The sequence below is a fragment of the Lysinibacillus sp. LZ02 genome, assembly GCF_050613145.1.
GTDB lineage: Bacteria > Bacillota > Bacilli > Bacillales_A > Planococcaceae > Lysinibacillus_B.
The window spans coordinates 2453612-2468334 of sequence record NZ_CP192507.1; the positions used below are offsets into that span (position 1 = coordinate 2453612).

At 33.3% G+C, this 14723-nt stretch carries 13 protein-coding genes and 1 pseudogene; 2 read left to right on the plus strand and 12 right to left on the minus strand.

Features of this window, described 5'->3' with window-relative positions; all coding sequences use genetic code 11:
• Window positions 1-8 precede the first annotated feature (8 nt).
• From ACQQ2I_RS11995 to ACQQ2I_RS12020, 6 genes are all read right to left on the minus strand, one after another.
• Entirely contained in the window at window positions 9-2075 is a 2067-nt protein-coding gene (locus ACQQ2I_RS11995; protein ID WP_431027032.1) for an FtsX-like permease family protein, read from the minus strand.
• The gene (locus ACQQ2I_RS12000) at window positions 2065-2847 is read right to left on the minus strand and encodes an ABC transporter ATP-binding protein (RefSeq protein ID WP_431027033.1); all 783 of its coding nucleotides are present in this window, start codon (window positions 2845-2847) and stop codon (window positions 2065-2067) included. The genes ACQQ2I_RS11995 and ACQQ2I_RS12000 overlap by 11 nt, the downstream gene beginning before the upstream one ends.
• 296 nt (window positions 2848-3143) lie before the next feature.
• Window positions 3144-3365: a spore protein Tlp gene (locus tag ACQQ2I_RS12005; RefSeq protein ID WP_431027034.1), complete on the minus strand. Its 222-nt coding sequence runs from the start codon at window positions 3363-3365 to the stop codon at window positions 3144-3146.
• Window positions 3366-4099: 734 nt separating this feature from the next.
• Window positions 4100-4570: an HAD family hydrolase gene (locus ACQQ2I_RS12010; protein WP_431027035.1), complete on the minus strand. Its 471-nt coding sequence runs from the start codon at window positions 4568-4570 to the stop codon at window positions 4100-4102.
• A gap of 429 nt (window positions 4571-4999) precedes the next feature.
• Window positions 5000-5719, minus strand: coding sequence for a purine-nucleoside phosphorylase (gene deoD, locus ACQQ2I_RS12015; RefSeq protein ID WP_431027036.1), 720 nt, complete (start codon window positions 5717-5719; stop codon window positions 5000-5002).
• A gap of 858 nt (window positions 5720-6577) precedes the next feature.
• Window positions 6578-7621, minus strand: coding sequence for a 2,3-butanediol dehydrogenase (locus tag ACQQ2I_RS12020; RefSeq protein WP_431027037.1), 1044 nt, complete (start codon window positions 7619-7621; stop codon window positions 6578-6580).
• 263 nt (window positions 7622-7884) lie between these two features.
• On the opposite strand from ACQQ2I_RS12020, the gene ACQQ2I_RS12025 reads away from it, so the two are divergent.
• A complete protein-coding gene (locus ACQQ2I_RS12025) occupies window positions 7885-8460 on the plus strand; it encodes a TetR/AcrR family transcriptional regulator (protein WP_431027038.1) in 576 nt (191 codons plus the stop codon).
• A 482-nt stretch (window positions 8461-8942) separates the two neighbouring features.
• Here the strand turns inward: ACQQ2I_RS12025 and ACQQ2I_RS12030 are convergent.
• The 6 genes and pseudogenes from ACQQ2I_RS12030 to ACQQ2I_RS12055 form a co-directional block, all read right to left on the minus strand.
• A pseudogene (locus tag ACQQ2I_RS12030) lies at window positions 8943-9149 on the minus strand (LD-carboxypeptidase); the annotation flags it as partial.
• A gap of 143 nt (window positions 9150-9292) precedes the next feature.
• Window positions 9293-10258 carry a DUF6892 domain-containing protein gene (locus ACQQ2I_RS12035; RefSeq protein ID WP_431027039.1) on the minus strand — a complete coding sequence of 322 codons (966 nt, stop codon included), beginning with the start codon at window positions 10256-10258 and terminating at the stop codon, window positions 9293-9295.
• A 738-nt stretch (window positions 10259-10996) separates the two neighbouring features.
• On the minus strand, window positions 10997-11632 hold the full coding sequence (locus tag ACQQ2I_RS12040; RefSeq protein WP_431027040.1) for an HNH endonuclease: 636 nt from the start codon (window positions 11630-11632) through the stop codon (window positions 10997-10999).
• 46 nt (window positions 11633-11678) lie between these two features.
• The gene (locus tag ACQQ2I_RS12045; protein ID WP_431027041.1) at window positions 11679-12875 is read right to left on the minus strand and encodes a YHYH domain-containing protein; all 1197 of its coding nucleotides are present in this window, start codon (window positions 12873-12875) and stop codon (window positions 11679-11681) included.
• Window positions 12876-13152: 277 nt separating this feature from the next.
• Window positions 13153-13344 (minus strand): hypothetical protein, encoded by a 192-nt coding sequence (locus tag ACQQ2I_RS12050; RefSeq protein ID WP_431027042.1) that lies wholly within the window; start codon window positions 13342-13344, stop codon window positions 13153-13155.
• Window positions 13345-13363: 19 nt separating this feature from the next.
• On the minus strand, window positions 13364-14233 hold the full coding sequence (locus ACQQ2I_RS12055) for a hypothetical protein (RefSeq protein WP_431027043.1): 870 nt from the start codon (window positions 14231-14233) through the stop codon (window positions 13364-13366).
• Between the two features lie 94 nt (window positions 14234-14327).
• On the opposite strand from ACQQ2I_RS12055, the gene ACQQ2I_RS12060 reads away from it, so the two are divergent.
• A complete protein-coding gene (locus ACQQ2I_RS12060; RefSeq protein ID WP_431027044.1) occupies window positions 14328-14492 on the plus strand; it encodes a YjzC family protein in 165 nt (54 codons plus the stop codon).
• Window positions 14493-14723 lie beyond the last annotated feature (231 nt).

The following is a 14723-nucleotide window of genomic DNA, read 5'->3' on the forward strand; positions in this document are numbered from 1 at the left end:
TTTCACTCCTACTCAATCTCTTTTAATTTCTTTATTTCTTCATCACTCTTTCGCTGAATCATCCATATATAACAAAGTTCAAAAACGATAAACGCAATAAGAATAATTGCTACCACGATACTATTTTCGATACTTAATGTCATTGACGGGAAGGCTGTTAGTAAGGACCATATGCCAAAAATGCTGCTAACTAATGCTACCGAAATCACTAAACCAAAGTATAACCAAATTTGTTTCCTTGCTGATGAACAGAGTGATTCAATATTTGCTCCTAGCATCGCTACTGTATAATATCTATGTCTCGTACTTCGTTGTTGCATAAGAAAGTTTATGCCCAACACCGTATTTGCTATAATAAGAAACATAATGCCTAAATAAAATGTCGTATAACTTCCAGCCACTGTATAAAATAACTTTCTTCCCATACTGGAAAGATAACTTTCATAGTCTAAACCAGATGTATTCATCAACTGATCTACTTCATACATCGCCTGCATTAAACCTTTCTCCTCAACGAATTCAGCATTTAAGGTCATATTCCATAACCAAGAATCTTGAGAACTACCAACTAAACTGTTATAGATAACATCCGGCACAATCAATGCATAAGAGAGAGTAATTGCTCTGTCTGCAACAACATTACTTGTATATAGTGACGAGATTAATTCATATCGCTTTTCACCAATACTAACTATTGGATTATACTGCAGTGCTCTTCTTAATATATCATGCGAGTGCGAATATTCTTCATCAGAATACATGGCCACTTCATCGTCTTCCAATATAATAGGAGCTTTGTTGATAGATGTCAGCATTGCATTATAACTAGAAAGTGAAATGAAATAAGGCCTTTCTTGATTAGATAAATTACTTAATAAATTCTCTTTTTCTTGTGAAATTTCTTCTTTGTAGATAGTTTCTTCTAATCCAGACCAAGAAAAAGTACGTGCAGCTGTATTTTCAGATGTCTCTGAATCAGTTGGCCAAAAATTCCCTATTTCCATCTCGTAATAGCTGTTAATGTAAGGTGTCAATTTTTCTGAGGCGAGTACAGAAACAATTTCTTCTTCTGACCCTTGAAACGTAAAGTCTACAGTTCTACTAGATGTAGCACTATTATTTAAAGCAGTCGAAGTGCCAAAAGCAAAACAAACCATCGCCATTAAAATTAGTAGTGATGATATAGCAAGAGAACTCCATTGATGCAAAACATTTTCTTGAAGTTGTCTAGCTGTAAATACAAATAATCCGGTAGAAGAACTACTTTTACGTTTTACAGATGCACCAATTAAACTCCCCAATCCACGAAACAAAATGAAAGTTCCACAGATTCCTATGATTATGATTAACGCAAATATCCGATAATCAAGGCTACGTAAATATAAAACTGCTAATCCATAAGCCACACATAAAAAAATTGTCCCAAATAGTAATGCTGCTCCTGTTAAGACGCTAACAATGCTCCACTTAGGTGAAAGTACTCGTTGCGATTTTTCCTTTTGGTCATTTAGCAAATCTATTGGTTCTTTCCTGCTCATTGTTAAGCTAAGAATAAACACAGCCAATAATTGCACGACAATAAAACCAACCACCGTTAATCCGAGCCCAACCCAAGAGATGCGAAACTCGTGACCAATAATCCCCATTCCAATCAGCCTTGAAGTGGCCAAGTTAATTAGCTCTGTTAAAAATAATGCAATGGGCAAGCCCATACATAGAGCCACAAAGCCATTCCATAATGTTTCCCCCATAATCATGACGAACAGCTTACTTTGCTTCATACCCATCATTAAATACATGCCAAATTCATGACTACGCTGTTGTAGTTGATATCTATTTGCAAAATAAACTAAGAAAAATACGAAGAACAGCGATACAGCATAAAGTACCGGAATCATTAACAATAGCCTTTCTACTGCATCACTTTCAACAGTTTTAAGATATACGATTACATCTTGTTCATTAAGAGACAGGATGACATAAAAAGCTACAATCGAAATGACAAGTGAGGCAAAGTAAACCCCATTTTCTTTTCGAGTTTTACGACTATTCCGCTTGATAAAATCAAAGAACATTGCTGCTTCCCCCTCCCAACTGCGCCAAAACCGTTAGGATACGCTCATAAAACGAATTCTGCGTTTCTCCGGGTACTTTCTTTCGAAGCTCATGAAAAATCACTCCATCTTGAATAAATAATATTCTTGAGCAATAGCTTGCTGCATTGGCATCATGCGTAACCATTAGAATTGTGGACCCCTCTTCTTGATTGTTAACATATAATTTATCCATCAAATTTTTTGCATTTTTTGTATCCAAAGCCCCCGTAGGCTCGTCTGCTAATACAATGCTTGGATTTGAAATCAATGCCCTTGCTGCAGCAACTCTCTGCTTCTGCCCACCTGACAGCTGAGACGGAAATTTATTTAATATAGGCTCAATATCAAATTGCTTCACTAATTTTTGAAGTTGTCTCTCTTGCTCTTTAACATTCACTCCATGTATGGACAACGGTAAAATAATATTTTCCCTAGCAGTTAAATTATCGATCAACTCAAATTGTTGGAATAAGTATCCTATCTTACTTCCTCTATATCTCGCTAGTTGCGACCCTTTAAACGAAGAAATATTCTTACCCTCCAATAAGATTTGTCCAGCTGTTGGCTTTAGCATCGTTGCAATGGCATTAAGCAATGTTGTCTTGCCCGATCCACTTGCTCCCATGATTCCAAGAAACTCTCCCGGAAGAACATCAAAGGTAACCCCCCGCAACGCAACAGTTTCACTTTGTCCCTCACCAAATGTTTTATGTACTTCCTTCACTTGAAGTAGTTTATCTGAAATATTCAACTCAATTCCTCCTATGTGTATTCTCTATAGTAATACCATACAACAAAAAAATATTAATTAACTCTTACAGTTGTTGTCAGGTTTGCAATGTGAGGAATTAAAACCACAGTTTATTATCTAAATTAAAAAAGTACCAAGTCTAAAATAAATAGACTTCGTACTTATATTTCTTAATTATAATACGCCTCATCGTAACTTTTGGATGTCCGGCTTTTACAATGGCCAAAATTAAAGGTTATTTTCAACTCAAAGTGTAGAACAAACCCATAAGTCAGGACTTCTACAATATCTTATGTTTAATGTTTCTTTGTAGATCCCTTTAATTGCTCCTCCATCTGGGCGATAGATTGTCTACGATGGGAATTTTTTCTCTCTATATTTTCTAGTTCTTCAGGATTCGCGAATTCCATACTAATTTCAGCTTCTTTAATATTTTCTTTCGTATTTTCAATCATTTTCCCTAGGCTTAGCGCATTCTCGGACTTTTTATTAAATACTTCATGTCTATCATTTTCCATCCCTATTCCTCCTAATTCATTATTAAATTGCTTCATTAGTTTGTATTTCTTTGTTTTATTTATACAGAAAACAAGGAATTCCAATGAAAGGAATATGTATTCAATTAATTATTTATCACTCAAATCAATAGCAGGCTTAAACGACCATCTTCTAAAGCACACTGAATTTTGACTAAACTCATTCTTCAATATTAAAAATGTCATTTTTGGTGTAGTGCTCGACACATCTGGCTCGATGGATACTAAACTCCTCGCAAAGGCACTTGGTACAATCGCAAGCTACAGTATTGCACGCGATGTCGAGGCTGTGCGCATCATTTTTTGTGATGCTGCTGCCTATGATGCCGGCTAGCGAGCAGAAGATATTGCTAGCTCCATTAAAATTAAAGGGCGCGGCGCGGCGGTACGGTATTACAGCCAGCTATTCAGCTATTACAAAAAGCGGAGGACTTCCCTAAAAACGATCCGATTTTAATCATCACAGATGGCTTTACAGACCACTTAAAAATTGCCCATCCACATGCCTTTGTTCTACCAAAAGGTAACCGTTTGCCGTTTATTGCAAAAGGTGAAGTGTTTTATATTGATTGATCCCCTTTTTTCAAAGAAGAGGGTATTCATTCCGACAAAAAAGTACCAAGTCTAAAAGAGATAACTTGGTACACCTATTTGTATAAATTGCACTTACTTATGATATGGTTCACTGTGTAAACTCAATAATAGCCCAGAATATTTTATCCTCTTAAAGTTGCAATGATTCTACTCGGTTTTAATATCAAATCAAAGGCCTCTTCAATATTCTTACATATAATGTCCGCTTTCATTAAAGATTTTGCGGAACATCCTTCTACCCCAATTACTATAATTGATATACTGCAAGCTTCAAACATTTGTCCATCATTAAACCCATTTCCAATACAGATACAATGTTCCGCTCCAATTTTTCCTACAATTTCTCTTTTATTTTCTGCAGCATTTGAGTTATCAAATATTTGTATTTCAATCGGCATATTAGCACATTGATTTCTTGCAGTACCATGGGTATCAGCAGTGACTAAATGTACCTTTATTCCTTTTTTATGAATAGCCTCTATTTTCTCTTTTACGGAAGGGATAACCTTACCATCACAAGCTATAGTTCCATTGTAGTCTAATAAAAGATTTTTAATTTTTATGATTCCTCTTCCGGGTATATTAATTTCCACTATCAACAGCTCCTTTATAGGCTTTTCTTCGGTGTGTATTTGTTATTTTTTAACTAGTGTAGTTCTAAATCTTCTATGTAAAGTTATGTACCTAACCGATTTATGATACGGTTTGCCAATCAATACAAATGAAAGGCATTTGAAACGAAGGAATTTCAAATGCCTTTGGTTGTTTTATGATTGAATTTTTTAGGAGAAAACCGCACTTACTGATGATACAGTTCTCTCTATTGTAACTAAATGAGGGTTTAACATACTTATTTTTCAATACCTACTGCAACATCCTCTTACCAACATCTACCCAGCTTTATTTAATAGACCTTGCGGGAATTTTTCAGCCAAGAGTTAGATGAACCAATCGGGCAGTTGATCTACGATAAAGTAGACTACGTGCTGTCTATAAGTAACAACTCATAGAACTCACAATACTTATACTACATCTAAAGCTATTTCCATCATCTTTGTAAATGAAGTTTGTCTCTCCTCTTGTGTTGTTTGTTCATGTGTAATCATATGGTCACTTACTGTTAAAATTGTTAATGCTTTCGCTCCAGCACTAGCAGCGTTTAAATATAAGCTTGTCGTTTCCATTTCTTCCGCTAATATTCCCATCTTAGCCCACTTTTCTGTTGCTGTTTCATCCGCATTATAGAAAACATCACTAGAAAGCACATTCCCTACATGCACCTTATAATTCTTTTCATCAGCTATTTTCTTAGCTTTCTCTAATAATTCATAAGATGCTGTAATTGGAAATTGACCTGGAAGATTGAATTGATGTGCATAATTTGAATTTGTTGCGGCTCCCATCGCAAGAATAATATCATATAACTTGATATCACGTTGCATAGCCCCACATGAACCGATACGAATTAAATTTTTAACGCCAAAAACATTAATTAGTTCCCATGAATATATCGCCATACTCGGTGATCCCATACCAGTACCCATAACAGAAACTTTCTTGCCTTTATATTCGCCTGTGTACCCCAGCATACCTCTAACTTCATTAAAAAGAACAGGTTTTTCTAAAAAGTTTTCAGCTATAAACTTTGCGCGAAGTGGATCTCCTGGCAAAAGTATAGTTTCAGCTATTTCTACTCCATTTGGCTTTATATGTGGCGTTTCTTTTAATTCATTGTTTTTCATTTCATTCTCTCCTCGTATATCTTTATATTATTGTTAAGCTATGTCTTTGTAATCCATTTTCCACCATTAAAAGAAGCTTATCTTTAAATTTATGGACTACTGCTTTATTATAAACAAAAAATATTGAGCATAAACTATTCAAAATTTATGGCTTCAGTGCTCTAATTCACAATTTTTTTAGTACTTTTTAACAAGATGCAATTACTCAAGAGTTTTTATGAAGAATTGCTACCCAAAAGCACATATTACACTAAACCTGCTAGCGGATTTTATCTTTCCATTTATTTACCTGAAAATGTGTCAGCAAAAAACTTGCTCTTTTATTATCTGAAAAACGGGTTTTAATTGCTGATGCAGATAAAATGTTCTTACCCGAATATAAGAAAGACAATCTTATTCGTTTATGTATTTCTCAAGTCCATGATCATCAAATAAAAATTGGAGTAGAAACAATAGCCGAAGCCATTGCCTTATTAGAAAATAGAAAGAACTATTATTTTCATACCCCCGGCATTTGATACAATTTCAAAAACCGCACCAATCGTCAATATGACTGGTGCGGTTTTTCATTCACACTTTCCTTCCATGTCCCCGCCTCATATATTTTCTGACATCTTCGGCAGTATGGACTTTGTCTTGTATTGCAGACTCTTCCAATGTGACCTAGCCTTATATGAAATTCGTATTCTTCGGAGCGGAAGTTTGCCACCGACTTCCTTCAGATATGAAAGTCACCCCCGCATATCCTCGTCTTAAGATACGAGTACTACTACCCTCGCCGTTCGGGAATTGTACCCTAGAGGCTACACCCATGCCAAGTACACCAATAAAAAAACGAAAGGCATATGCCTTTCGTTTTTACAGATTGCTTTGTTTTGGTGTAACCAAAATTTTAATGTGTGTTTTATCGTTAAGGTTTGTTTCAAAACCTTCTTCCACTAAATCATCTAAGTGGATTTTTTTCGTGATTAATAAATCTAAATCTACGATGTTGCTTGAATAAATATCAATTACTTCTGGGAATTCCTCTGAGTAGCAGAATGAGTTAGAAATGATGGATTCGCCCATTGTTAAATCCATTAGACTAAGGGTAACGTCTTTCTCATATAGCGCAACAATCATCACTTCGCCATTTTTCGCCAAACATTTCGTTGCAGAAGAGAATGTTGGTTGTACACCAGCGGCTTCAAACGCAACGTCTACTCCACCTTCTGTTAATTCTTTGATTTTTTCAACCGCGTTTTCTTTCATTGGGTTAATGACCGTTGTTGCACCTAATTTTTTTGCCATTTCCAAACGGTCTTCTGCTACATCTACGACGATAATTTGGCTAGCTTTTTTCGCCTTTGCCATGATAACCAGTAAAAGTCCAATAGGGCCAGCACCGAATACTGCCGCTGTTTTCCCTTCCGTTAATCTTGATTTATTAACAGCATGTAATGTTACTGCTCCAGGTTCTACCATCGCTGCATGCTCAAGAGATAACGAGTCTGGAATTTTTATGCAGTTTTTCGCTTCAAGCAATGCTTTATCAGCGAATGCACCGTCAGCTGTGAATCCCAGTAAACCATAACCATCTACGCCCATTTTTTCACATAAATTACGTTGCCCAGTTTTACAATATCTGCATTCTCCACAAACATCTAAGTTAATACATGCTACACGGTCGCCAACTTTAACATTAGAAACGCCTTCTCCCACTTCTGATACAACAGCAGAGAATTCATGTCCCATAATTGTTCCTGGTACTGCGTTTAGTGGTCCTGCAACATACTCATGAATATCACTACCACAAATACCGATCCATTCCACATCCACAACAACATGTCCTGGTTTAACTGTAGGTGCAGACACCTCTTCAATTCTAAAGTCTTTTGCTTTATAAAATTTTGCAGCTTTCATCACAGAAATTCCTCCAGTTTAGAAATTTTCACTTTATCGATAGGTAAGAGGACTTACCTTCATATTGTAAGCGCTTTTCAGTTTAAATCAATTAATACTACTCAACAACCATCAGTTTCTTTCTTTTTGTATGATTTTAAACAATAATCTCACATTTGTTTAAAATTTAAGTTGATAATTCCTTTATTTAACCTGACAGTGATATAATACCTATGAATAGTTTTTATTATACAATCTAAAGTGAATAAATGAGGTATAGCATTATGGATCGTCGTATTAAAAAAACTAAAAATGAAATAAAACGTGCATTATTGGAAGCTTCCAATAGTAAAGGAATCGAACAAGTAACAGTACAAGATATTGTTGACCATGCAGATATCAATCGAGCAACATTTTATTATCACTATAAGGATAAAAAAGATTTAGTAGCTAGCATTGAAAATGAAACACTTGAAGGATTAATACAAAATATTCGTATACAAGATGGCCAATTCAATTCTTTGGAAGACATTGTTTATCATCCGATACTTGCAACACTTGAACACGTAAAAAGTTTTGAAGATGTCTATAAGATTTTATTAAGTAGTAATGGTATCACAAATTTTTGTTGGAAAATGTTGGATACTATTAAGTCATCATTAAGTGATAATTTTGAATTGCTTAAAAAGAAAAACATTGTAATCCTTAATGATAAATCATATTTGGTAAATTTCATTGCAGGAGCACATCTATCAGTAATCATTGATTGGGTTAATAATGGCTTAGAAAGTGATCCAAAAATATTAGCTAATCATATGGCTGTTATTCTAACTAATGGCGTTAATGTAAAATTTAACTAAATGAATTTTAATTTTAAAAAAACCCTTTTATGTAATACTTACCTCCCTCATAGTAGGCAAAACATAGTGAATAAATCTGGCTACTATGAGGCGATTATTTATTATGAGAAGGAATATAAAAAATAAAATCTTGATTTATTTATGGTAACGTTCTGGAAATTGCAAAAAAATTTATTCATCTCTGCAACCAAAGCATTTCCTAAAAACTCAAATAACCTGCGCCCGTATTAGTTTGGGAATCAGGCTTTTTAAGTATGCTTTATAATAACTGTCTACACTGGTAGTACATCAAATCCGAACTGGCATTGTCTTTCTTCCTTAGAAAAAACCTCACTTACTTATGATACGGTTCATTCTCCGTAATGTTGCTAAGTGAGATTTTTATTTGATTTAAATTGTTACAGCCATACTTCAATGCATGTAATCGATTTAGTAATCGTATCTAATCGAACATTTTTTCCAATTGCTAAAGGAAACACCCATAAGACATTTAATTCTTCTGCACGTTCTTTAGGCGTGCCCGAACGATAAAAATCTTCCTTTCCTGTAAGAATACCTTCTTTTATAAGAAATCCTTTACTTTCAAGAAGTGCCTTTCCTCTTTTATATCTCTTTTCCGCTAAAACAGACACAGGTGACGAAGGTGTAAAAATGCCGATAATATCTCCTTTTTGAAGCTTAGAAAACATAAATATCTAACTCATTTAAAACACTACTTATTATTGATAATATAGAAATTTATACATGCCTTATACATGCCTTATCCATTTCTACACCCTCTAATATATTATCTACTAGTTCGTTTTTGTTTTTAACATAATACGTATAATAATTATATATAATCTGATTCTATATTTAAGCTAATAAAAGTCTCTAAAGTATGACTATCACACATTAAAGAAGCTGTTTTAAGATTTTTAAATTGTGATAACTCTTGTACAGTTACATTCTTTAAATCAAAATATTGGTCTGTACCATGCCATAGAGGAATAATATTCATATAGACATCATCACCACCACTCATGTTTATTTCTTCTACTTTTTCAGCTAATCGTTTTGGAATTTGTAACTTCTTAAACCAATTAATCGCAGGACGTATAGGCTTTTCACTATCGGTATCAATTTCTTTACCATCATATTGGTCTGCAAAATCGTGGATATCAAAACATGGCTCCAGTAGTTTAAGTTCATACATAAGCACTTGAATGATTGCAAGTTTAAAATTAAAGGTATCAAACTCTAGCACATCTTCTTTTAATGGTTTTAATTTATAATTTGCTCTAACACGTGGCAGTTCTGGAATAGCGAAACACACAGATAATGGATATGTAATATTGGAGACTGGTCCATTTTCTAACTGTGTTTTTGGCCATCTGATAAAGCTAAACGTTCCAAATTTTTCATCTTTCCATGTTTTCTCTTTGTTCCACTGAAAGTTTAAGTCACGCCCTTCATTTACTGTAATTTTTGCAGTACATGACTGTTTTGGTAACTCCTCTTCATATCTCTGTGGGATTACTTTCTCTCCGCAATAAATATTAATACCATCTATTATTTGTTTTTCATGATATGGGCGGCAAAAGTTTCTTTCAAATACTAATCCATGGTTATGATATATATAGTATTCATTTGGGCCATATTCTTCGGAGTCATATCTTATAGTTTCAGGCTCTCCCAACAGTTTAATTACATCATCTAAGAGCAAAGGAAAGTAAAGTTCTTCACCATCAATCTCCATAACATTACCACGAAAATCAATATGTTGTATTTTATGTATTTCGTCTTTTTTTAAAATCATAATATTCTCCTTTATAAAATATAAATACTCTCCACCGAGCAATTATCCATTTTACATTTATTTTTGCATTTTAAACTGTACAAATTATAATAATTCTACCGTGGGGTACGCTCTATGTCTCCTTACTGCAACCCTTCCTATTTCTCACTCCTGTTAACCACTTTTATTCTCTACACTTATTAAATCTAATAAATGCAGTTTTTGATATTGAATTTCTCTTGATTCATTTACTATCTTCCCTCTAGGCATTTCTTCAATGTGCATTTGTTATCTTTTAAATAGTATAGTTCTAAATTATGTATTGTAAATCTTCCATGTAAAACTATATATCTAAAACCTAAGATAAGTATCGCCTAACTTTTAGAGTTATGTTTATTTTCCTGCACCTTTGGTAATAAAGACATCATATATAATAATAGACACGTATACTCAAGAAATTATCCTTTAAATTAATCAAAAAATCGCACCTATTTATGATACGATTTGCCAATCAAATTCACCTCATGTATAAATCCTAGTGAATTTTACTAGGCTCAATTAATATAAATGAAAGGCATTTGAAACGAGGGAATTTCAAATGCCTTTAGTTGTTTTATGATTGAATTTTCTAGGAGAAAATCTGTGCTTAGTTATAGTACGTTTCATCAAAGCATTGGTTTAATTCTATGCCACTCATTACACTCTAGATTACTTGGTAATTATCCATATCGCATATAACTTCATCTACTTTGCTATAAATTACTTTTTCAAAATATCCTTCAATTCATCTTTTCCAATCCAAGGCCTTTTACGATGTAGCATTCTATGGCAGTTCGAACAAACTAGAACAAGATCATCTACAGTTGTCACCTCTTCTTCTGTGTACACTGAAATTGGTTTGATGTGATGACACTCAATATAGCCCTCCCCCAGTTCACCATACCGAGCTTTAAAATCAAATCCACAAACCTCACAGTTAAGCTTGCCATCCTGCATGGCAATTTGCTTTTTCAAGCGAACAACGGTCTGATTACGTTCACGCTTTTTATGTAAATAATATTGCTCTTTCCCTTCTGGAAACTGATCTTCCTCTGTCATATATACAGGGCGCTTTTTGACCTTCCCAAGCTCACTTCGAAGTCCCCACACCCCTTTACCTTTTTCAATAGCATAAAATAAATCAAATTTACCTTTAAAAATATCTGCATCACTTGAATGTTCATATATCGCCTTTCGAATTGGTACATGCCAATCTTTAAATCTCGCTGTATCTTCTGGATAAAGAAATTCATAACTCGCATAAATCTGAGAAAGCTCCGCCTGCCCACCAAGTGCTCGGATAATTTCTACGATACATAATACTCGTTCTTCTGTTGATATTGGATTATTATCCATATGACACCTCCCCTTGATTCACTAACTATTCAAGTCTAATTCTTCTCTATTCCTTAAGATTTTTAATTTGTTTTTTTCTAGTCCTTCTTAATATTAAATAACCTGTAACTCCAGTAGCAGCTACAGCTGTAGCAACAAAAGGTACCGGGCTAATATATTCTTCCTTCCCCTTTTCGTAATAATATGTAAATATCGTTTTACCTTGTTTATAGTTTTCTGGGATAACAAAATCCTCTCCGCTTTTACCAAGATTAAATGCCTCTTCTTGGATTTCTTTGACTAGTAAATTGGATTCAAAACCCTCTTTAAACCAAGTAATGAGCTTTTCATTATCGATTTCTGGATTACTGTATTCAATCATTGAAAAAGCCGCTTCGTATCCTTTATTACTATATTCTTCTTTTAACGCTTCTTGAGCTTCCTTGTATCCTTTTTCATAAGCATCAAGAAAAACTTGCTCTGATATATCCGGTAAATTGTAAATATCTTTTTCTCCATCTGTTAAACCAGATGAATAATAATATTCCTTTTGTTCCTCTATATAGGCTTCTTTCCCTTCTTGATAGCCTTCTTCAAATGAGCTAGCTAATAATGTATGGGATTTGAAATTTACTGGTACTACCAATTCCTCTTGTGATTTACCTAGTGAATAGCCATTATTATATGCATTTTGTTTTTGCTCATTAATGTCTTTTTGACCCACCAAATAACCTGTATTGTAGCTATTCTCATATGCTAGTTTATAAGCTGAAGAACCTCCTGATACTGAATTTTTCGTAACATTTTGATATCCATCTGTATAGCCTTTATCATAACCTGCTTTTTCCCCTAACTCTTCATCGATAGCAGCTTGTTGATATGTACTGTTATTCACTTTACTTAAATCATAGCCACCTGGTGGTTCGCATGGAATACCATCATCAACTACATTATTTCCCCATCCATCTAGGTTTTCCGGATCGTAAGTAGCAGAGTAGCCTTTCGTATTCCAATATGTAATCACTTCATCGTAACTATTAAAATCTGAACAATCTTTATCTCCGTATGATGAACTATTACTTGAAGAGCTTCCAGTAGAACTACCACCATTATGATAGTGATACCCACTGCATAACCCCTTATTAATAGATTTTTGACTACAATTATGTCCACCACTTGAATCTGTACGTCCTGAATGTGCATAACTAATAGATGAAAATACAAACAAACATATCATCATTGAAAAAATTACTTTTCTAAACATATAAGCCTCCTTAAAATAACGTCCTAATATATAAATTTATGGATAACAAATAAAATTATATTACAACATTTTTACTATTTATAATAATTTTTGTAAAAATTAAAGTAAATATATCTTTTAAATGGTTAAAATAAGATGCCAAATAAAAAGAGAATAACATCAGTGATAAAGTTGATGTTATTCTCCTCTATTAATTACATTGACTATATTTTTATAATTAATTATTACTTATGATCCGGCTCTCCTCACCATATTAACTGGAAGTTCTAATTTAAAATTAAAATCTCGATCCAAGGTCATTCAACAATTTTTTATTATTTTCTTCAATGGCTTTAGATACTCCTTCTACTAATAACTTTAGAAGTTCTTCAATATAATCATCTTCAATATAGTAAAAGATATCCGGATTTTTATTTAATGAAGATTTTATTATTCTTTCTACTTCGTACTTCGACAAACCATATTTCATCAATTCACCCCTCTAAAATTTAATAATACTTTCCACTTTGTTTTTCATACTTTAAATTTATATACAAAATTAAATCTTTTAGCGTTTCAACTAAATCACCTTGAGAAGCCATCCATTTATTTTTATTTTTATATAATTCTTTCACTGATTCTAATTCCCAACATTGTAAAACTATTTTTTCATTTAATTGCTTTACATCTTCTTGCGATATTTCAATACGAGGATTTAAAGCATACATATCAACGTAAGAATCCATTATTTTTTCATTCTTTACCATAATTTTATTAATTACTGACTCACCCAAATTTTGAATTGTACATTCCGTTTGATATTCATTTTGTAAAATTTCATTTATTTGTATTTGTACATCATTTGCCGCTTTATCAAGCGATTTACGATAGTTATTTATACTTTCATAAAAACATTCAAATTTACTTGTTAAAAATGTTGGTACTTGTAAATATCTACTATCCTTCTTTATTCTTTCCCATACAGTGTATTGTGGATGTCCTATGAGAGTTTGGGGTGCTTCTCTAAAACTAATATACCTTGGATAAGGGTTTTCATTATCTAATAAAATCTTATTTTCCATTAATTCATCATAAAGCGGTTTATATATTGTATTTTTTCTATGAACTGCTGATTTTGCCTTTAGCTGATTATTATGGACATATACGCTTGCGAATAAAGTTACCATCCCACCAACCAATGCTCCTATCACAGCTCCTATTACACCAAACCATGAACTATTAATTGTAACTTCTACATTAGAAAACAATTTGAAAATTATTAAACCAATTAACAAAATTAGCACTATTAAAGCCAACGTTGAAATTTTTTTGTGTTTATAAAACCACAAGTTGGTCTTTAAAATTTTTTGGTTGAGCATATTAAATCTCCTTTAGTACATAAATTATATATAGAGTTAAATGTAATTAAATTATAACATAATATGGTAATATATAAATGTTAGGGGTGATAAAATGAGTGACTTAAAAAAGCCAGGAATGGATAATCAACAACCTGGAACATACAAAGAAGTAGGACCTAGAGGTGAGGCAGTTTCAAACCCTCATATAGTAAATATCGATAGAGGAGATCGACTTCCACCAACACAACAAAAAGGACGTAAATGGGAAAAACAATGATAAATAAAAATTAAACCACCTAAAACGCTAACAAATCAACGGCCTAGGTAGTTCTTTTCATAAACCTCACTTACTTATGATACAGTTCACCATACCATATATCAAATCCCTCATAAACTTCATAAGTAAACTATAGTTTTCTTAATTCTTTCCATATAAAATGCAAAGCTGAACAAATAGAATCCGATGCTGCCCCATCAAACATTCCCAATCGAATTCACATGCAATCAC